Below are 20352 nucleotides of genomic sequence, written 5' to 3' on the forward strand. Positions count from 1 at the left end.
CCCGGACAACCCCGCCCACGCGGCGAAACCAATCTTCGCAGCGTGGGAGATTATCCAGTTAGTCGCGCGTGCCGGTCTGGCCGGAGCCGACGACGTCCTTGTCCGGGAGCACGAGGACCTGTCCGGGATAGATGAGGTCCGGATCGCGGACTTGGTCCTGGTTGGCGTCGAAGATCAGCGTGTAGCGCTCGCCCTCGCCGTAGGTCCGGCGGCTGATCGTCCAAAGATTGTCGCCACGCACGATGCGGGCTGTCTCGATCCGGGGGACGTAGACCGCGGCGGAGCCCGCCATGGCCCCGGACGGAACGTCAGCCGTCAAGCTGCCGGTGCCGGTGGGTCGCGCCGGGTCCGCCGGATACGCGCGCGGCGCGGCGGCATCTTCGGGGGTCCGTCGTCCCGACGGGCCCGGCACGGCGGTCTGCGGAGCTCCGCCCTGTTGGGTCGCCGCGTATTCCACCCCCTCGTCGTGGCCGGCACCGGGCGCCGTGAACGGCACCTCTGCCCGATCCCGGACCTTGCCCGTCGCGGGATCGACCAGATCGAGCCGGACCGTGTAGTGGCCGGGCTTCACGCCCTGGCCGATGGTGAAAGTCACGGCGCCGTCGCGGCCCACCGTTGCCGGGGCGACCGGCGAATCGTTCAGGTAGAGCCGCAGGCTGGCCCCGGGGGCTGCCCGTCCGGTGACGAAGAGCTTGCCTCCGTCCTGGGCATCGATGCTGACGACCTTGGGCGATGCCGTCGTCGCGTCGGCGACGGGCTTCTCGGCCGGGCGAGCCCCTCGGGGTCTGGGATCGGTCGGCGACGTCGCCCCGCCTGCTCGGCTCGCGCCGGTCCCGATACCCGTCGTCGGGATGCCGGCATCGGCGCCCGGCTCGTCTCGCCCGGCGTTCGGCGCATCCCGACCCGGCACCGTCGTGGGAGCCGGGTTACCCGGAGCCGGGCCATCCGGCCGGGACAGGACCTGGGTCGGCGCATCGGGCGACGACAGGGCGACGAGGGGTCTGGCATCCTGGGCCGGCGCAACCACGACCGCGACGCGGGTCGACGACCGTTGCGTGTCACCCTTCGCATCCGTCGCACGCAGCCCGATCTCGCTGCTCCCGGCCGGGAGGGGCGGTGGCGTGAGGGTGAAGTGCCCTCCGGCATCGGCCTGCGCGCGCGCCACGGGCTGGCCATCGACGAGCACCTCGACGGACGCGTTCGGCGCCGCCCGTCCGGCGATCACGGCGTCGCCGTTCGGTTCGACGCGCACGACGTCGAACCCCGGCGCGGCCGATGCCGACGGGCGCGTAGCCGGACGGTTGGCCGGTGGGCCGGACTCTTCGCGCGTCCGCGCCGACTGGGTCGCCCTCTCGTCCGCTTGGCTCGGCGTGCGGGCGGTCCCGGTGTCGGACGGCGGCAGGGCGGCCAGCGGCTGGCCCGCGCCGTCCGGCGCGCGAGACCCGACCCCGAAGGTCGCGTCATGGCGCTCGTAGACGATCCCGGCCAGCCCCGTCAGGAGCAACAGGCACACGAGCCCGATAGCCAGCCCCCGCCTGCCGCCGGTCGTGCGGGGGGCCGGCACGGGAGCCGCAACCGGGACCGGGACCGCGGTCCGTTGCATGAGGCGTGTCCTCGGGCGCCGGCCGAGCAGGGCCACGACCACCCCGAGGCCGGCAAGCGCGGCGATGAGCGCCGTGATGAGGATGCGACGCAGGGCGGTGATCATGGCGTGACGGTTCCCCCGCATCGTGCAAGCTGCCGCCTGATGCCGGCCCTGGTCGGCTGCCCGGCCGCCCCATGGGACGACCGGGACGTTCGGGTCTCGCTGTCAGGCGAAGCGGCGGCCGTCCGTCGCGTAGCGGTCGATGGCAGACGGCAGTTCGCGCGACAGGCGCGAAAGGATCTCCGAGCGGCTCAGGCCGGTCTGCTGGGTGAGGTGCTCCAGGGTCAGCGGGCCGATGGCGCGCTCCAGGTCCGGCTCGGCGATGTCGCGGTTGGCGCCCTGATTGACCCAGGACTTCGCCGTCTCGCCGTGGCCACCCTGGGTGAAGTGCTCGACGAGTTCGGCCAGCCCGCTGGCCAGCAGGCCGCCGACCCCGGCCGAGCCGACCCCGCCGAGCACGCGCTCGAGGTTGGAGGGAGCCGCGGACCCGGTCGCCGGGGAGGTCCGCGCCACCGGCGGCACGACCGACCCGTGGGCGTCCCGGGCGGGTGTGCCGAGCCACTCCGCGATCTTGTCCCTGTTCTGGTAGCCCGCCACCGCGAGCAGGCCCAGCAGGGCGGTCATCGAGGGGTATCCCTTGCTCATGTCGCGTCCTTTCCGTGATGGATCGGCAGAAATCGCCGGGCTTGGCGGTCAGTAGCCGCGACGTGGCGGCGTGGTCGCCCGGCCGGTGACGCGGCGCGTGACGAAGGCGATCACGCGCGGCAGCAGGAAGACGGTCAGAAGCTTGCGGATCATCGGGATCTCCAGGTTGGCGCGGTGTCAGCGCGAGGAACGGGCGAACCAGCCGAGCGCGAAGGCCACGCCGACGAAGGCGAGCAGCGTCGTGGTGCGGTTGGCATCGGCATAGCGGATCGCGCGGCGGCCGTGGGTCTGCACCCGGCGGCGGGCATCCTGGGCGACATGGCGGCCGTCCTCGACGAGGTCGTCGGCGCGCTCCCAGACCTCGTGAGCGAGGTGACGGCCGTCCTCGGCGAGGTCCTCGGCCCGGTCGCGGGCGCGGCCGTAGGCGTATTGTGCGCCGCCGGCCACTTGATTGGCGGCGCCGCGCACTTGGCGGATCGGATCACCGGTCAGGCCGCCGACGGCGGTCTGGGCGCGACCCTGGAGGTGACGGGACGCGCCACGAATCTGGTCGCGGTTCATGGTTCACTCCTCTGCTCATCGGACACGGCTCCCTCGGGCGGCGCCGGCCGTACCGGCGCCGCTGGAGTCGCGATCAGTGCTTGCCGGTGACCTTGTCGGCGAGGTTCTTGGCGCCGTCCTTGACGTCGCCCACGGTCTTCTGCGCCTCGCCCTTCAGCTCCTGCGCCTTGCCCTCGGCCACGAGCTTGTCGTTGCCGGTCACGTTGCCGACGCCCTGCTTGACGTTGCCGACGGCCTCGTTGGCCAGACCCTTGAGCTTGTCGGTGGTGCTGCTCATCGTGCGCTCCTGCTTCGCGAGTGAGGCCGGATGCTCCGGCCGGTGGAGACCCCCGCCCGTGGGCGGGGGCCGGTGAAGGGGTTCAGACGCGGCGGGCGTCGTAGGAGGAGAGGAGCGTCGCCGGCTTCGGGGCGCCGAGGCGACCGCCGAAGAAGGCCGCCAGCGCGCCTAGGATCAGGGCGATGGCAGCGTAGAACGCGCCCTGGGTGGCGGCGGACTTCGCCGTGACGGCAGCGGCCTCAGCCTTCTGCTTGGCGGTAGCGACGGCCTGCTCGTACTGCTTCTGGTAGTCGTCGATCTGCGCCTTGGCCTGGTCGGGCGAGATACCCTGGGCCTTAGCCAGCGCATCGGCGGCGCGGTTCTTGGCCTGCTCCTTCTGGGCGGGGTCACCGGTCAGCACGGCGCGCACCGCCGCCACCGCGGCATCACGAGCCGCCTGCGGGTCCTGGCCGGCGGCCTGCTGGCGAACCTTGTCCTCGATGCCGTCCAGCGGGTTCGAGATCTTCGACAGCGACGGCGCCGCAGCCTGGGCCGCCGTCTGCACGGTGCCGCCCACGAGGTTGCCCGCGCCGCCGAGCGCGCCCGAGACGGTGCTCAGCGTGCCGCCGACCAGGCCGCTGGCGGCCGAGGTCAGCAGGTAGAGCACGACCAGCGTCGTCACCGCCCAGGAGACGAGACCGTGCAGGGCGGCGGCGCCCGGCAGGGGCTTGCCCGAGAGCCGGCCCGCGATCAGGCCGCCGGCCAGCGAGGCGACGATGCCCGAGGCCACGAACCAGATGCCAGCGCCCATCGAGACGGTGGAGGCCGACGGGTTGTCGGCGGCGGTGGTGCCGACGGAGGCCAGGCCCACCCCGACGCCGACGAGGTTCACGATGACCTGAGTCACCAGGGCGGTGACGGCGCCGGCGAAGATGGCCCCCCAGGACACCTGGTTGAGCAGCACGGCACGCGTGTCGGCCTGCGTGGCTGTCGTGGCGAGGGGGGAAGCGGTCGTCTGGATGGTCACTCTTTCACTCCGGGTCTTGGGTCGTTCGAAGTCGTGGGTCGGCGGCTCAGTCGCGGGTGCCCGAGACGAGCAGGCCGAGGCCGAAGCCGACGGCGCCGGCGATCAGCAGGGATGCGAGGGGGTACTCGGCGACCTGGCCGCTCACACCGCCCTGGCCATGGCGCAGGGCGCGAGCGCCGCGCCCGTAGGCGTCTTCCGCGTAATCGGAGGCGTCGTCGGCGGCGCGGCGCACGGAGCGACGGGCCCGGTCGAAGTGGTCCTCGGCGGCGCCCTGCGCGCGGCGCGCCCGATCCTCGACGTCGTCGGAGCCGACGAGGCCGCCCACGGTCTCGCGAATTCGGCCGCCGATATCGCGGGCGGTGTCGGCGACGTGCTCGGCCGCGTCACGCACGGTGTCCTTGGCCTGGCCGTAGAGGTTCTCGGCCTGGCCGGCCGCCTCGCGGGCGCGCCCCTCGACCGAGTCCCGCCGCGAGCCGGTCAGATCGCCCACCGCGCCCTGCACCTTGCCGCCGATTTCCTTGGCGGCGCCCGTGATCCGATCCGTGTCAACCATGTCGTTCTCCTTGCGTGATGGTGGTGTGGGTCGGCGCCTCCGCGTCGGGGCGCCGGTCGAATTCGCGTCAGTCCCCACCCGGCTTGGCGGGCTGGATCCCGACGGACTTGACGGCGCGGGCCTCGCGCTTCTGCCGTCGCCCCTCGGCCTCGACCCGGATGTCGCCGGTGAGCTTGCCGAGGGCTTCTTTGACCGAGCCCTTGAGGTGCTCGGCGGAAGTGGAATTCCTGTCTTCGGCCATGGGTGCTCCGTCGTGTTCGAGAAAACCCTGCACCGACGATGAGATGATCGTCCCGTCTCCGTGTTCAATGAGCAAATTATACCGGTACGGTAATCATTTTGCTCCAGAGACTTGTATCGGAGATCCGTTCCCTCGACCCCAGACGACCACCCCCGACCCTTTGCGGACGCCGATCTTCCGGTGGAGCGCGGCGCCGTGATTGCGTGACAGGTTGAGCGTGCAGGCGTTGGCCGCGGTATTCCGGCCCGCGCAGGCGAGGTTCAGGATCTGGCGCTCGCGCACCGTCAGGTGGACGGCGTATGCCTTCGCCTTGCCGACGTCCGGCCATCGCAGATTGGCGAGATTCTCGATGGCGCCACGGTCGCTGCGGTCGCGCAGGCAGAGCCGGTCCCGGTACGCGTCCATGTTCGGCCCGCGCTCGTTCAGGCTCTCGGCACCCTGCATCGCCGGGGCGGCCGCGTTGGCACACCACGCGCTGGCCCAGTCGGGCTCGACGAGGATCTCGCCCTCACTCAGGCCGGCGATGATGGGCCGGAGTTCATGCTTGTCGATGTCCGCCGTCACCGCTTCCGCACCCCGTCCCGCGCTCACTGCCCTTCGGCAGCCGGGCACAAACGGGTTGCGCACAAGCAGGTTCCAAAATTTATGTTATTATCCCGGTACGCACGTATCATTGACGCGGGGATTTGCGACCCAAGATTGATGCTCATCGCGCCTGCGAGACCGCCGGATGGTCCTGGGCGCCGCCCTCAAGACGATGGCGAGCCCACTCGCGTGCCCCATGTCGCCGAACAGTTTCGTTCGCCCGCCGCACACGGTGCCGTGATCTCGCCTGCGCGCGACGAAATCCGGCGAGGTCTGCAGAATTACTACTTAGACGTCGCGCTGCCCGATGAGAAATTCCCGTTGGCGGCCTCTTTCCGGCGCCTCTTGGAGGCGCTGGACACGGCCGAGACGCCGTCGGGCCATGGCTTCGCGGCCGAACTTGTCGCGGGGGTGCCGCATCTGAGCCGGTCTGCGCTGTCGCTGAACCGCGACGCCACCGAGAGCGACGACCTCGTGCAGTACACGTTGCTCAAGGTCCGGGAGCATCGAACCAGCTAGCGGCCCGGCGCTCCCTTAAAGGCGTGGCTTTTCACGATTCTGCGCAACAGGCACCGCGACGACCGGATAAAGTAACGGCGGGAGGTGCCCGACCCGGAGGGTTCGCACGCGGCAGGATTGTCGAGCCTCGCCGACCAGCAGCACCGGCTCACCGTGCAGGACATCCAGGGGTGCGCGACCGGCTCGAACTGGCCGGGGGAGCTAACCCTTGTTTTCCGTCTCCAGCGGGGCCGGGATACTCAGGATGAAGGCGCTCGCGTCGGACTTGGCCCTCGCGCCTTCCCGGCCCGCAATCCTCCATCAGGGTCCACGACCCCGAAGCGCAGGTTGACGGCGTCCTTCGTGTCCCTCGGATCGAAGGCGCCCGCGTCGCCACGCGCGACCGCGCAAAGCCATCCGAGCCCGAACACGCGCAAGCCGTGGCCATTCGTCCGCGCCCGACATCCATGGATGTCTGCGCTCGATCCATCTGGATGCAGCCTCGGTCGAACGCAGCTCTCGGAACATCCGTCGATCAGCCGCGCGCGGTCATCACTTCCTCAGCGGCACGCCCTTCGTGGTGAAACGCGGCGCACCCGGATGGCGCATGGGGCGCGGCTGGCCACCCGCCTTGCCCGCACCGGCGCCCGTTCCCGGCGGCTGCGAGAGCGGAACGAGCTGGTCCGGCCTCGGCCCGATGAGATCCGCGCGACCCATCGCCCGCAGCGCCTCCCGCAGCAGGGGCCAGTTCTCGGGATCGTGGTAGCGCAGGAACGCCTTGTGCAGCCGGCGCTGCCGCATCCCCTTGATCGCGTCGACCGGCTCGCTGCCGCCGCGCCGCACGCCCTGCAACGGGTTGATCTCGGTGTGATACATGGTCGTGGCGGTGGCCATCGGCGAGGGCAGGAACGTCTGGACCTGATCGGCGCGATAGTCGTTCTTCTTGAGCCAGAGGGCGAGGTGCATCATGTCCTCGTCGGTCGTGCCCGGATGCGCCGCGATGAAATACGGGATCAGGTAGTATTTCTTGCCGGCCTGCTTGGCGGCGGCGTCGAACATCTCCTTGAAGCGGTCATACGTGCCGATGCCCGGCTTCATCATCAGGTCGAGGGGGCCGCGCTCGGTGTGCTCGGGCGCGATCTTGAGACGGCCGCCGACGTGATGGGTCACGAGCTCCTTGACGTATTCGGGGCTCCGGACGGCGAGGTCGTAGCGCACGCCGGAGGCGACCATGACCTTCTTGACGCCCTTCACCTCCCGGACCTTGCGGTAGAGCCGGATCAGGTCGTCGTGCGAGGTGTTCAGGTTCGGGCAGATATCCGGAAAGACGCAGGACGGCAGCCGGCACGCCGCCTCGATCTTCGGGTCCTTGCACGCCATCCGGTACATGTTCGCCGTCGGCCCGCCGACATCCGAGATCACCCCCGTGAAGCCCGGCGTCTTGTCGCGGATCTTCTCGATCTCGCGCAGGATCGAGCCCTCCGAGCGGTTCTGGATGACGCGGCCCTCGTGCTCGGTGATGGAGCAGAAGGTGCAGCCGCCGAAGCAGCCGCGCATGATCGTCACCGAGAACTTGATCATGTCCCAGGCGGGGATTTTCGCGTCCCCGTAGGACGGATGGGGGGCGCGGGCGTAGGGCAGGTCGTAGACCGCGTCCATCTCCGCGCTGGAGAGCGGGATCGGCGGCGGGTTCAGCCACAGGTCGCGGTCGCCGTGGCGCTGGACGAGCGGGCGGGCATTGCCGGGATTGGCCTCCCGGTGCAGCACCCGCGAGGCGCGGGCATAGGCCTCCTTGTCGTCCTTGACCTGCTCGTAGGCGGGGAGCCGGATCACGGTCTCGCCGGGGCGGCGGGCGGCGGCCTCGTCGGTCGAATCGAGATCGTCGGCGGGCAGCTCGGTGTAATGCTCGGGCACGCGGCGGAACAGGGCGACGCCCCGGACGGCGTCGAGTTCCTGCGGCGCCTCGCCGGCCGCGAGACGGTTCGCAACCTCGACCACGGCGCGCTCGGCATTGCCGTAGATGAGCAGATCGGCCTTCGCGTCCGCGAGGATCGAGCGGCGCACCTTGTCGGACCAGTAATCGTAATGGGCGATGCGGCGCAGCGACGCCTCGATACCGCCGAGCACGATCGGCACGTCCTTGTAGGCCTCGCGGCAGCGCTGCGTGTAGACGATGGTCGAGCGGTCCGGCCGCCGGCCGCCTTCGCCGCCGGCCGTGTAGGCGTCGTCGTGGCGCAGCCGGCGGTCCGCCGTGTAGCGGTTCACCATCGAGTCGAGATTGCCGCCGGTGACGCCGAAGAACAGCTTCGGCTTGCCCAGAACCTTGAACGGCTCGGCCGACTGCCAGTCCGGCTGGGCGATGATGCCGACCTTGAACCCCTGTGCTTCGAGCAGCCGGCCGATGATGGCCATGCCGAAGCTGGGGTGATCCACATAGGCATCGCCCGTCACCAGCACGATGTCGCAGGCGTCCCATCCGAGCGCCGCCATCTCGGCGCGGCTCATCGGCAGGAACGGCGCCGCCTTTCCGGCGGGCGGCGGTTGGCAGACGATGGGTGCCAAGGGTCGGTTGGCGGGCGCGTGGAGTTCCATGGGGTCTATGCATAGGCCGCCGAGGCCGCGAGCTCAACGAACCGCCAGAGGGAAGGCGGCCGTCGCCCCTGCATCAAACCTCGTGAGGCCGCCGGCACTGTCGCGGCCAAGGTCACGCGCCGATCCGGCCATGCGTGGACGACGACGCCCCTCGCCGAAACCGCGCCTGAAGCGGGACCGGAACCTGGGGCTCTCCCGGAAAAGGACGCGATCCCTCCCGACCGTGATGCCCCCTGCCGTCGGCGCGGCCGCGCCCGACACGGGCCAGGACCGTCGGGGGCGGCGCTCGAACGCCTCCGGCGTGTGGTCATCACCCGGTCGGCTCCGAGGCCCGTCTTGCCCCTCAGGCCTGGCGGGAAGGCCGCTCTCGGGCCGAGCGGATCGCTCAGGGCACGCGCAGGCCGAGCTGCGCCTTGTCCGTGAGCCTTTCGTTGCGGAACGTGAGCGTGAGATTGGCCCCATACGTGCCCCGCCCGGGCCAGGAATAGGTCGCGCGCCGGACCCGGCCGATCGTCAGGTGCGAAATGCGGCGGCCATCGCAACCCAGGCGTGCCCGCACCTGCCGATAGGTCATGCCTGTCTTGAGGGCCTCGTACCGCGCATGATCGACACGGCAGCCCGCCGGCGCCGCCGTCGAGGCCGATTGGGCGGCCGATGCTTGCAGGAGCGCCAGGATCAGCCCGAGCGGGGGGATGGCTCGCATGGCGCGGTCAGCCGCGATCGTCCGCATCCCGGCCCCCCGTCTTCGTCGCCGGAGACTTGGACGGGCCGTCGGCCTCCGCGGACCGGATCTCAACCTTGAGGTCCTGCCGCATGTCCTGAAGGTGGTCGGTCACCACCCGCTCGCCGGCCTTGAGCCCGGCCAGGATCGCGGTGTCCTCGCCGAAGCTGTCGCCCGTCGTCACGGGCTTCTGGCGTACGACACCCTGATCGTCGACCACGTAGACGATCTGCTGAGCGAGTCTGGCCGACAACGCGATCGTGGGGACCAGAAGCTTCTCCTCGGTGCCGGTCTTCACCCGGGCACGGATGAACTGACCCGGCAGGAAGCGCTCGTCGGTGTTCGGTAATAGGGCGCGCACCAGGCGACGGGCGGTGCGGGGGTCAAATCGGTTGTCGAGCTGATAGACCTTCGCGTCGCGCATGGGTTTGCCGGCCTCGTCCAGCACCTCCACGGTCACGGGGCCCTTCTGCATCGCCTCGCGCAGCGCCTCGGAATCCTCGGAGGAGAGCGCCATCTGCACGTCGATCGGGTCGAGCTGCACCACCGTGACCAGCTGCGTCTGGTTCTCGATGACGAGGTCGCCGGGGTTGACGATCGACAGGCTCGCCCGCCCGTCGAAGGGGGCGTTCACCACCGCGTAGTCGAGGTTGAGGTTCTGCCGCGCGATCGCGGCCTCGGCCCCCTGGACCTGGGCAGCGGCGGAGGCGGCGTTCGACTGAAGCTGCTGGAGGCGCTGCTCGGACGCGTAGCCCTTGTCGGCCAGCGTGTCGGTCCGGCTCACCTCGGCCTGCGCGAACTGGAGCTGCGCCTTGGCCTGCGCCTCCTGCGCCTGGGCCTGGGCGAGCGCCACGTGGAACGGACGCGGGTCGATCCGGAAGAGCACCTGCCCCTTCTTCACGTGGCCACCCGGCTCGAAGGGGCGATCGGTGACGTTGCCGGTCACCCGGGCCCGCAGGGCCGCGTCCTGCTGCGCGATGATCGTCCCCGTATAGGTGAAGCTGATCGGCACCGCCTGCGTCCGCGCCGTCGTCACCGTCACGGCGATCGGCGGTTCGGCCTCAGCGGTCTCGGGCGGCCGGTCCGACCAGGGCAGGGCCGCCATCAGCACGGACGGGTCCGGTCGGCCCATCGCGAACCAGCCGCCCGCCGCAAGGACCAGCGCGGCGCCACATCCGAGTAAGCCGTACCGAATCCCCGCCCGCACGCCGCCTGCTCCCCGCTGCGGCGCGCTCGGCGCCGAACCGGACAGGGAACACGCCAAACACGCTCGCGTTGCACGCCCGGTCCTCGCGGCCACCGACCACCGTCGAGGTCCGATGTTCGCCCGCTTCGTCGATCGGCCGGTCCTCGCGGCCGTCATCTCGGTTCTGATCACCCTGATCGGCGCGGTGGCGGGCCTGACCCTGCCGATCGCGCAGTTTCCCGAGATCGCGCCGCCGATCATCAACATCCAGGCGACCTATCCGGGCGCGAGCGCACAGCAGGCCTACGACGCCGTCACGACGCCCCTGGAGCAGGAGATCAACGGCGCCCAGCACCTCCTGTACATCGCTTCGACCAGCAACACCGACGGCAGCGTCAACCTCGACGCGACCTTCGAGATCGGCTCCGATCTCGACGCCGCCGCCGCAGAGGTCCTGACCCGCGCCAACCGGGCCGAATCGAAGCTCCCGGCCTCGGTGCGCGCGCAGGGCCTGGAGATCCAGAAGAGCTCCCGCCAGCGGCTCGGCAACATCGTGCTCTACGCCGATCCGGGCTCGCCCTACGACGAGCTGTTCCTGGCCAACTGGGCCGAGACGCAGGTGATCAAACCCCTGCGCCGGGTCGACGGCATGGGCCGGATCCAGAACTTCTCCCAGAAGCGCTACGCCATGCGCATCTGGCTCGATCCGGTGAAGATGGAGGCCCTGGCGATCAGCCCCGATGCGGTGATCCGCGCGGTGAGCCAGCAGAATGAGCAGATCACCACCGGATCCCTCGGCAAGCCGCCGACCGATGGGCAGCCCACCGCCTTCGAGCTGCAGGTCGTGACTCAGGGGCGGCTGAGCCAGCCCCAGGAATTCGCCAACATCCTGCTGCGGGCCAACCCCGACGGCTCCGTGGTCCGGGTCCGGGACGTGGCGCGGGTGGAGTTGGGCTCGGAGCAGTACGGCGTGCGCTCCGGCTTCGACGGGCAGCCCTCGGCGACGCTCGGCCTCTACCAGACGCCCGGCGCCAACGCGGTCCATGTGATGGACGGGGTGAAGGCCACCATGGAAGAGCTGGCCCGGCGGTTCCCGCCCGGGCTCAAGTACAAGATCGCCCTCGACCGCACCGAGTTCGTCCGCGAGGCGATCCGCGAGGTGGTCCACACCCTGTTCGAGGCACTCCTCCTCGTCGTCATCGTCACCTACCTGTTCCTGCAGAACTGGCGGGCGACGCTGATCCCCTCCATCGCCGTGCCGGTGGCGCTGGTCGGGACCTTCGGCCCGATGGCGCTGCTCGGCTTCTCCTTCAACACCTTGAGCCTGCTCGGCATGGTGCTGGCGGTGGGCCTCGTGGTCGACGACGCGATCATCGTGGTCGAGAACACCGAGCGGCTGATGGACGAGGGGATGGAGCCGCGGGCGGCCGCCCGGGAGGCGGTGAACGAGGTCGCCGGCCCGGTGATCGCCACCACCCTGGTCCTGGCCGCCCTGTTCGTGCCGGTGGCCTTCATCCCGGGCCTGACCGGCCAGCTCTACAACCAGTTCGCCCTGACCATCGCGATCTCGGTGATGATCTCGGCCGTCGTCTCGCTGACCCTGACGCCGGCGCTCTGCGGCCTGATCCTGAGGCACCGGCCAGAGGGGGCGCAGGCCCGGCAGAGCCGGTGGAAGGCGCCGCTGCGCTGGTTCAACCGGACGCTGGAGCGGGCCGCGGGCCTCCTCACCGCGATGATCGGGCGGCTCAGCCGCCATCTGGTGCTCGTCGGCCTCGCCTTCGCGGCCTTCGCGGCGCTCACCGTGCTCCTCGTGATGCAGCGCCCGACCGGCTTCGTCCCGAACGAGGATCAGGGCTACTTCTTCGCCGACGTCGCCCTGCCCAAGGGCGCCGCCGTGGCGCGCACCGACCGCATGGTCGAGCGGCTCGGCAAGAGCCTGCGGGACATGCCGGAGGTCGATCACACGATCGGCGTCGTCGGGCGCAGCATCCTCGCCGACGCGGTGGCGCCGTTCTACGGGTTCCAGATCCCGGTCCTGAAGCCCTGGGGCGAGCGGACGGCCTCGGCCGACGCCATCATCGCCCGCGTGCAGAAGCAGTTCCGGCACGATCCGGACGGGACGGTGCGGGTGGTCAACCCGTCGCCGCTGCCCGGCCTCGGCACGCGCAGCGGCCTGACCCTGGAGATCCAGGACCGCAGCGGCACCGGGGGCCTCAAGCTCGCCGCGGCGGCGCAGCGCTTCATCGACGAAATGGAGAAGAGCCCCAACATCGCCCAGGCGCTCCCGACGACGAGCTACGGCGTCCCGCAGATCCGCCTGGAGATCGACCGGGCCAAGGCCGAGCAGCTCGGCGTGCCCCTCCAGAACCTGTTCGACGCGCTCGGGACCTATGTCGGATCGAGCTTCGTCAACCTCTTCAACCGCTTCGGCTTCGTCTACCAGGTCTACGTGCAGAGCGAGGCCGCGGGCCGGCGCACGATCCAGGATCTGGAGGCCCTGCCGGTCCTGAACAGTCGGGGCGAGCCGGTGCGGATCGGCTCCCTGGTGCGGGCGGAGTTCACCACCGGCCCCACCGCCGTCCTGTCCTACAACACCTACCCGGCCATCGAGGTGGCGATCGAGGTGGCCTCCACCGCGAGTTCCGGCACGGTGCTCAAGGAGGTCGAGGCGCTCGCCAAGAGCCGCCTGCCGGCCGACTACGCGGTGGAATGGACCGACGTCGCCTATCAGGAGAAGGTCGCGGGCGGCTACGCGCCGCTGATCTTCGGCCTCGGCGTCCTGATGATCTTCCTGCTGCTGGCGGGCCAGTACGAGTCGCTGCGCCTGCCCTTCGTGATCCTGCTCGCGACGCCGATCGCGATCTTCGGCGCCATCGGCTTCCTGGCGGTGCGGGGGCTCGAACTCGACATCTTCGGCCAGATCGGGCTCCTGCTGCTCGTGGGCCTGGCCGCCAAGAACTCGATCCTGCTCGTGTCCTTCGCGGAGGATCTGCGCCGGCAGGGCGAGGACGTGCTGAAGGCGGCCCAGGACGCGGCGCGCCTCCGCATGCGCCCGATCCTCATGACCTCCTTCGCCTTCATCACCGGCTCGATCCCGCTGGCCATCGCCAGCGGCGCCGGGGCGCATGCGCGCGTCTCCATGGGGACCGTGGTGATCGGCGGCCTCGTCGTGGCGACCTTCATCACCCTGTTCATCACGCCGACCTTCTACGTCGCCTTCGAGCGGCTGCTCGGGCGCCGCGATCCGGCCGCGCCCGAGCCGTCCGGGGCCGGAGACGCGGCACTGCCGGCCGAGTAGCGGCGTTGGTCCGTCGCAGTGCCGGTGGCGCGGACATCGGCGCGGACATCGGCGCGGACATCGGGATCGGCGGCGGGAGGGGGCCGAAGCGCGCATGAAGACCGTCATGCCGCGCTGGCGGCTGATCCTGTCCCGAACCCTCCGCCAGGCCTGGGTCCGCGCCGCGCTCTACTGCGTCGGGGGCGTCCTGGCGGCCCTGGTGGCGTGGCGCTTCCAGTTTCACGTCGAGGAGAACTTCGCCCTCAGCGTCGGTGCCGACGCCGTCGGCAACGTCCTGAGCATCCTGGCCTCCTCGATGCTGACGGTGACGACCTTCTCGCTGACCGTGCTGGTGAACGCCCTGGGGTCCGCCTCGTCGGGCGTGACGCCGCGCGCCACGATCCTCTGGAGCGAGGACCGGCGGGCGCACGACGCGCTCGCCACGTTCCTCGGGGCGTTCCTGTTCTCGGTGGTGGGGATCGTGGCCTTGTCGACCCGCCTCTACGGGCCGGGCGGGCGCCTCGTCATGCTGGGCGCGACGGTGGTGGTCATCGGCCTGATCGTCGTCACCCTCCTGCGTTGGATGCAGCAGCTCACGCGCTTCGGCCGGGTCGGCGAGACGATCCGGCTGGTCGAGCAGGCGGCGGCCCAGGCGCTGCGCTGCCGGCGCGACCAACCGCATCTCGGTGGCATCCCCCCGGATCCGGCGCACCGCCACGCGCGGCCGGTCCTCGCGGATCGGATCGGCTACATCCAGCATGTCGACCTGGCGGTGCTGACGCGGGCCCTCGGCGGCCGCGACGCGATGCTGGACGTGGCCGTGCTCCCTGGCGCCTTCGTCCACGCCGCCACGCCCCTCGCCTTCGTCGACCCGGAGATGGAGGCCGCCGCCCTGGCGGCCGTCCGCCGGGCCTTCCTGATCGCCGACGATCGTGCCTGGGAGCAGGATCCGCGCTTCGGCCTGTCCGTCCTCGCGGAGATCGGATCGAAGGCGCTTCCGCCGACGGCCGCCGATTACGGGACCGCGATCGCGGTGATCGGCGCAGGCTTGCGCGTGCTCTCGGAGTGGATACCGGACCCGGACCGGCCGCCGCGCGAACCCGAACATCCGCGCATCCGGGTCCCGGCCCTGTCGACCGACGACCTGATTGCGGATTTCTTCCATCCGCTGGCCCGTGAGGGCGGCGGGATCGTGCAGGTCGGCGTGCGGCTGCAGAAGGGCCTGGCGGCCCTGCGAAGCATGTCCCCGGAGTGCTTCTCCGCCGCAGCCGCGCGCGCCTCGATCCTGGTCACGGAGCATGCGGGCTTCGCCCTGATGGTCCCGTCGGAAAAGGCCGCCGTGGAGGCCCTGACCCTGCGCTGATGCCCAAGCGGGCTCGGCCGTCTCGACCGCCGTTCGCCTCATGCGCGCAGGGTGCCGCCGAGGCGACGCGCCGGAGAAGCCTCGGCGCGGCACCGGTCATCGCCAGTTCGGAACTGCCGATGCGCTGATCCATTGGCTCACCGGACGCGGGGCGACCGGCTTTCGAGGATGACTGGATTGATGATCCTGATGCACGCTCTCCCTGTCGGCTCCGCACGGACTGCCGTGCGCCGCGCGGCCATGGGGGCCTGCGCGCTGATCGCGCTTTCTGGACCGGTGCTCGCCCAATCGGCGGCGAGCCGGATCGATCAGCCGACGCCGGCGACGCTGCCCCCCGGGGTCAGCACCACGCCGGGCAGCCCTTCCCCTGCCGATCGACCGAGCGGCCCTGTCTCACCCCCGAGCGCCCTCTCTTCATCGACGGACGTCATGCGCGGGGGAAGCACCGGGACCGTATCCGGCCGGAACAAGGACGCGCGCACCAACCCGCTCGATCATCTCTCGCCGGAATACAGGCGGTAGATCGAGGGCTCCCTCGGGGGACGTCTCGGGGTCCCGAACGGCACCGGCGGCCGGATGTGCGGCCCGTTGTCGGTCGCCGCACGCCGCCGATGGCGGCACGGCGTTCGGGACCGGCCCCTCTGTCGGGTTCTCGTTCCGGTGTCTTTCGGCTGACATGCTTTCGCCGCCTCGCCGTGCGACGGGCTGCGCGAGCGGCATCACAGCCTCGCGGGCCGATCGCGCCCGTGGCAGCCCGAGTTTCGAGAAGCAACGATGAACACGCAGGTCGAGAAGGCGGGGGGCAGGCCTTCGAAAGGCATCGACCGGAACAAGGTGATCGCGCACTCGCTGCGGCAGTTCGCACGCCTGCCGGGCCTTCCCGACACCAAGAAGGGCGTGCGCTCGTACCAGAGTCACGTCAAAAGCGATCCCTGGCTACCGCTCCTCTTCGTCGTCTGCTTCGTCCTGCCGACCCTGGGCGGCGCGATCTTCTACGGCCTGATCGCCTCCGACCGCTTCGTGACCGAGGCACAGTTCGCGATCCGGCCGACCGTCGGGACGGCCGACAAGGCGACGCCGGACACGGTCGGCACGAATGCCGGCGTGATCAAGGCGACGGTCGCCCAGGAAACGCTCATCGCACAGGAATACATCCACAGCCGGCCGCTGGTCGAAGCCGTCGCGGCGGAGCTTCCGATCCGCGACTGGTTCGGTCGCGACAGCATCGACATGTTCTCGCGGTTCAGCCCGGAAAAGCCGGTCGAGAAGTTCCTGAAGTACTGGAAGCGCCGCGTCGACGTCGACGTCGAGTCGGCGTCCGGCATCATGTCGCTGACAGTCGAGGCCTTCGACCCCGACGAGTCGCTTGCCATCACGAAGGCCGTGATGGCGGATACCGAGCGGATGTTGAACGACCTGAGCATGAGGTCCCGCCAGGACGCGCTGGACGTCAGCGCGCGTGTCCTGAAGCTCGCCGAGGAGCGGGAGGCGCAGGCCAACGCCGCATTGAACGATCTGCGCAACCGCGAGGGCGTGCTCGACGTCGTCAAGTCGAATACCGCCACCATCAAGGCGATGTCGGAGCTGCGGGACTCGCGCACCAAGCTCGCCATCCAGCTCGCCGTGCTTCAGCGGGATCTCGGCCCGCAATCCCGCAGCATCATCGACCTGAAGCAGCAGATTGCCGATCTCGATGCCAACATCGCCAAGGTTCGGCAGCAGCTGGCCGGCACAGCACCGACGGAGAAGCGGCGCCTCTCGGACGCGCTCACGCGGTTCGAAGACCTCGAGCACGAGCGCGAGAACGCCGAGAAATACCACCGCGACGTGCAACTGGCCTATGACCGGGCCCGGATCGTGGCCCAGCAACAGGTCGTGGCCCTCGTGCCGATCGTCGAACCCGTCAAGGCCGGCTCTTCCACGGAGCCGAGACGGATCCTGATGACGAGCCTCGTCACGGCCGGCGCCGCCGTGCTGTTCGCGGCCGCGATGTTCACCCGCCGGATGATCACGAGCTGACGGGGGCGCGGATCGGTTCTCGTCCGTGACGGTGGACGAGCCGATCGCACCGGAACCTGCCGTGCAGCCGGCGGCGGTATCCCGCGTCGCACCGACGAAAAGGCCCGCCGCGGCGAACCGGGCGGGCTGAGGGAGTGCTTGGGAGGAAGCGCAGCTTTACGAAGCTCGTATCTGGCATACCAGCCCTGGGAACGCAGGGCAGGTCTGCGAAATCACGAGGCATTCCTCAGGGGCATTGGCGCCCACTGCCCCGCGGGTGCGCGGCGGCGGGCGACCGTGACATCCCCCAAGCGCCGGCTCCAACGGGCCGGCGGATGCGCGGATCGGCTGAGGGGCGGATGTCCCGGGCGGAGCGGGCCCCGCTGCTCCGGCCCATCGGCGCAGGACATCGCCGATCCGGTGTCGATCTCAGGCGGCCACCGCCTGGGCGCGCGTCCGCCCCTCGAGGTCGCGGATCGTCGCGGCGAGAAGGGTCTCCAGCCCGTCGCAGGCCTCTTGCGGCTCGGCGCAGGCTGCGTTCCGGGCGGCATCCTCGATGGCGCGCAACCGCGCGACGAGGGCGCGGGCGCCGATATTCGCACTCATCGACTTGAGGCTGTGGGCCGCCCTGGCGATGGCAGGCTGATCCGAGACGGCGAGGGCCGATCGGAGGGTGGCGAGCGCGACAGGGCCTTGCGCCCGGTACAGATCGAGGACGCGGTCCAGGAAGGCACCGTCTCCGAGGCCGAGGAGCCCGTCCAGCACCTCGGCGTCGAGCAGATCGCCGTCTGGCGATGCTTCGGGTGATGCTCCGGTCGGCAAGGCGGCCCGGGCCTCTTCCGATCCCACCGCAGCCTCCCGTGCCGCGTCCCGGAGGGACGGGACATGCGCCTCCAAGAGATCGGCCAGCTGCCGCAGGGTGAAGGGCTTCAGGAGCGTTCCGTTCATGCCGGCGGCCTCTGCGGCTTCCGCAGCCTCGCCGAGGACGTGGGCCGTGAGCGCGACGATCGGGGTGCGCCGGTCCGTGGCCGCCTCGCGCTGCCGGATCGTCCGGGCGGCCGCGAAGCCATCCAGGACCGGCATGCTGCCATCCATCAGGATCAGATCGAAACGCTGCGCCCCGGCCGCCGCCACGGCCGCGGCCCCGTCCTCGACGGTCACGACATCGGTCACGCCGCAACGGGCCAGGGCCTCGAGGGCGACCTCGCGGTTGACCGCGCTGTCGTCGGCGACGAGCACCCGCGCGCCCGAGAACTGCGGCAGCAGATCGGTCGCGACGGCGACCGCCGCGGACGCGGTGAAGGGATCGCCCGCGGCCAGCGCCGCCAGGAGGGGCCGCCACTCCGCCTGGATCACGGGCCAGCGCAGCACCGCGTCGGCGAGGCCGGACCGGAGAGCCTGATCGGCCGCATTGTCGCCCGCCCCCGCCAGGACGAGCACGCGCCCGGCCCGATCCGGCCGGCGACCCGCCGCCACGAGGGCGGCCGCGTCGCGGACCCAGTGGGCGGGGGCGGCGCCACGGTCCGCCGCGACCGGCGCGACCGGCGCGACCGGCGCGAAGCCGGCCGCGCTCAGGCTGGCGGCGAGGGCAACCCGGGTCGCGGGACCGGCGGTGTCCAGCACGATCGCGGCCGGCACCGTGCCGTGGCGCAGGATCGGCCGGGCGGGTTCGGCGACGGTCACGGGAATGCGCGCCGAGAAGGTCGAGCCCGCGCCGACGCGGCTCTCCACCGCCACGGTGCCGCCCATCGCGGCGATGATCTGCTGGGCGATCGAGAGCCCGAGGCCGGTCCCCCCGAAACGGCGGGTCGTGGATTGATCGGCCTGCGAGAAGGCCGAGAAGATCGTGGCCAGCTTGTCCTGGGGGATGCCGATCCCGGTATCGGTGACGGCAATGACGAGGCATCCGTCCCCGGCATCGAGCGCCATCCGGACGGAGACGTGTCCGGCCTCGGTGAACTTCAGCGCGTTCGACACGAAATTGCTCACCACCTGACCCAGGCGGACCGGGTCGCCGAGGATCGCCTGCGGCACCTCCGGCGCGATGTCGGCCGCGAGGTCGAGCCCGGCCGCGCGAGCCCGCTCGGCGAAGAGCGTCACCACGGTATCGGCGATCTCGGCGGGGCACACCGGCACGCGTTCGAGATCGAGCTTGCCCGCCTCGACCTTCGCGAAGTCGAGGATGTCGTTGATGATCGCCAGGAGCGACCGGCCGGACCGGGCGATGACTTCGGCGTAGCGGCGCTGGCGCACCGGCAGGTCGGCACTCGCCAGCAGTTCGGCCATGACCAGGACGCCGTTCATCGGCGTCCGGATCTCGTGGCTCATCGTGGCCAGGAAGGTCGACTTGGCGGCGTTGGCGGCGTCGGCGGCCTGCTTGGCCTCCCTCAGATCGGCTGTCCGCGCCTGGACCTCCGCCTCTAGGTGGGCGCTGTGGGCGGCGAGGCGGTGGTCGCGCTCGTTGACCGCGGAGAGCAGGTCATTGAGGGTGCGCGCCAGCGCGCCGACCTCGTCGTCGCTCTCCACGGGGGCGCGCTGCGTGTAATCGTGGCGCAGGCGGACCGCCTCCATGGTCCGGGTGAGGGCCCCCAGGGGCCGCGTGACGCTGCGCTGCAGGTAGAACGACACGCCGATCCCGATCGCGACGGCCAGCAGGGCCGCCAGGGCGGCGTTCTGGCCGGCGGCCCAGACGTGGTCGCGGATGTCGTCGGTCTCGCCGATCAGGACGACCCGACCGACGGGGCGCCCGTTCTCGAGGATCGGCGCGGTCGCCCGGAGACTCTGGGTGGCGAACAGATGAAGGAGCGAGAGATCCGCCCCGTCCAGGGCTGCGTCCTGCGTCAGCCGCAGGCCGATCCCCTGCTCGGCGAGGACGGACCCGTCCGGTCGCTCGATCGCCCCGTAGACGATGGACGGCACGTTGCCGATCGCCCGGAGGGAGGCGGCGGCCGCGGCCTCGTCGTTGGCGGCCGTGGCCCGGGCGCCCCCGTGGGCGAAGACCTGGGCGACGGCCTCCAGCGCCGCTTGCTTGTCGGCGGCGTAGCGGTCGACCTCGCGCCAGACCGAGAGGGCCGCCGCCAGGACGAGGGCCGCCGTGACGGCGCCGGTCACCGCCAGCGCCAGCCGGCCGGCCAGGGAACGTCTCGACCTGAGCCACGCGAGATGCACGCTCTTCTCCTTCAGGCGGCCCGGAGGGGCCCGGTC

The 20352-nt window shown here is 70.9% G+C and carries 15 protein-coding genes and 1 pseudogene; 4 read left to right on the forward strand and 12 right to left on the reverse strand.

The window, feature by feature from the left end; all coding sequences use genetic code 11:
- Nucleotides 1-58: 58 nt before the first annotated feature.
- From ABC766_RS29865 to ABC766_RS34055, 8 genes and pseudogenes are all read right to left on the reverse strand, one after another.
- Nucleotides 59-1708 (reverse strand): LysM peptidoglycan-binding domain-containing protein, encoded by a 1650-nt coding sequence (locus ABC766_RS29865; protein ID WP_345820191.1) that lies wholly within the window; start codon nucleotides 1706-1708, stop codon nucleotides 59-61.
- A 102-nt stretch (nucleotides 1709-1810) separates the two neighbouring features.
- The gene (locus ABC766_RS29870) at nucleotides 1811-2290 is read right to left on the reverse strand and encodes a YidB family protein (protein ID WP_345820192.1); all 480 of its coding nucleotides are present in this window, start codon (nucleotides 2288-2290) and stop codon (nucleotides 1811-1813) included.
- Nucleotides 2291-2467: 177 nt separating this feature from the next.
- Nucleotides 2468-2851, reverse strand: a complete 384-nt coding sequence (locus tag ABC766_RS29875; protein WP_345820193.1) for a CsbD family protein — start codon at nucleotides 2849-2851, stop codon at nucleotides 2468-2470.
- A 73-nt stretch (nucleotides 2852-2924) separates the two neighbouring features.
- Nucleotides 2925-3128 (reverse strand): CsbD family protein, encoded by a 204-nt coding sequence (locus ABC766_RS29880; protein ID WP_043346039.1) that lies wholly within the window; start codon nucleotides 3126-3128, stop codon nucleotides 2925-2927.
- A gap of 82 nt (nucleotides 3129-3210) precedes the next feature.
- On the reverse strand, nucleotides 3211-4134 hold the full coding sequence (locus ABC766_RS29885) for a PhnA-like protein (RefSeq protein ID WP_075380196.1): 924 nt from the start codon (nucleotides 4132-4134) through the stop codon (nucleotides 3211-3213).
- Between the two features lie 46 nt (nucleotides 4135-4180).
- On the reverse strand, nucleotides 4181-4687 hold the full coding sequence (locus ABC766_RS29890; RefSeq protein ID WP_345820194.1) for a CsbD family protein: 507 nt from the start codon (nucleotides 4685-4687) through the stop codon (nucleotides 4181-4183).
- A gap of 67 nt (nucleotides 4688-4754) precedes the next feature.
- A complete protein-coding gene (locus tag ABC766_RS29895) occupies nucleotides 4755-4928 on the reverse strand; it encodes a CsbD family protein (RefSeq protein ID WP_345820195.1) in 174 nt (57 codons plus the stop codon).
- Between the two features lie 360 nt (nucleotides 4929-5288).
- Nucleotides 5289-5492, reverse strand: a pseudogene (locus ABC766_RS34055) (helix-turn-helix transcriptional regulator); the annotation flags it as partial.
- 210 nt (nucleotides 5493-5702) lie between these two features.
- Here ABC766_RS34055 and ABC766_RS29905 point away from each other — a divergent pair.
- A complete protein-coding gene (locus ABC766_RS29905) occupies nucleotides 5703-6032 on the forward strand; it encodes a hypothetical protein (RefSeq protein WP_345820197.1) in 330 nt (109 codons plus the stop codon).
- A 531-nt stretch (nucleotides 6033-6563) separates the two neighbouring features.
- Here ABC766_RS29905 and ABC766_RS29910 read toward each other — a convergent pair.
- From ABC766_RS29910 to ABC766_RS29920, 3 genes are all read right to left on the reverse strand, one after another.
- Nucleotides 6564-8516, reverse strand: coding sequence for a YgiQ family radical SAM protein (locus ABC766_RS29910; protein WP_345820198.1), 1953 nt, complete (start codon nucleotides 8514-8516; stop codon nucleotides 6564-6566).
- A gap of 472 nt (nucleotides 8517-8988) precedes the next feature.
- On the reverse strand, nucleotides 8989-9333 hold the full coding sequence (locus ABC766_RS29915) for a hypothetical protein (protein WP_345820199.1): 345 nt from the start codon (nucleotides 9331-9333) through the stop codon (nucleotides 8989-8991).
- Nucleotides 9314-10456, reverse strand: coding sequence for an efflux RND transporter periplasmic adaptor subunit (locus ABC766_RS29920; RefSeq protein ID WP_427902272.1), 1143 nt, complete (start codon nucleotides 10454-10456; stop codon nucleotides 9314-9316). Before ABC766_RS29920 ends, ABC766_RS29915 begins: the two co-directional genes overlap by 20 nt.
- A gap of 187 nt (nucleotides 10457-10643) precedes the next feature.
- On the opposite strand from ABC766_RS29920, the gene ABC766_RS29925 reads away from it, so the two are divergent.
- The 3 genes from ABC766_RS29925 (at nucleotide 10644) to ABC766_RS29935 (ending at nucleotide 17169) form a co-directional block, all read left to right on the forward strand.
- Nucleotides 10644-13808, forward strand: coding sequence for an efflux RND transporter permease subunit (locus ABC766_RS29925; protein ID WP_345820201.1), 3165 nt, complete (start codon nucleotides 10644-10646; stop codon nucleotides 13806-13808).
- Between the two features lie 94 nt (nucleotides 13809-13902).
- Nucleotides 13903-15150 carry a DUF2254 domain-containing protein gene (locus tag ABC766_RS29930; RefSeq protein ID WP_345820202.1) on the forward strand — a complete coding sequence of 416 codons (1248 nt, stop codon included), beginning with the start codon at nucleotides 13903-13905 and terminating at the stop codon, nucleotides 15148-15150.
- A gap of 774 nt (nucleotides 15151-15924) precedes the next feature.
- Nucleotides 15925-17169: a capsule biosynthesis protein gene (locus tag ABC766_RS29935; RefSeq protein WP_043381856.1), complete on the forward strand. Its 1245-nt coding sequence runs from the start codon at nucleotides 15925-15927 to the stop codon at nucleotides 17167-17169.
- A gap of 408 nt (nucleotides 17170-17577) precedes the next feature.
- On the opposite strand, the gene ABC766_RS29940 is transcribed toward ABC766_RS29935, so the two are convergent.
- Entirely contained in the window at nucleotides 17578-20316 is a 2739-nt protein-coding gene (locus tag ABC766_RS29940) for an ATP-binding protein (protein WP_345820203.1), read from the reverse strand.
- Nucleotides 20317-20352: the final 36 nt, after the last annotated feature.

The sequence above is a fragment of the Methylobacterium fujisawaense genome (assembly GCF_039619325.1).
GTDB lineage: Bacteria > Pseudomonadota > Alphaproteobacteria > Rhizobiales > Beijerinckiaceae > Methylobacterium > Methylobacterium fujisawaense.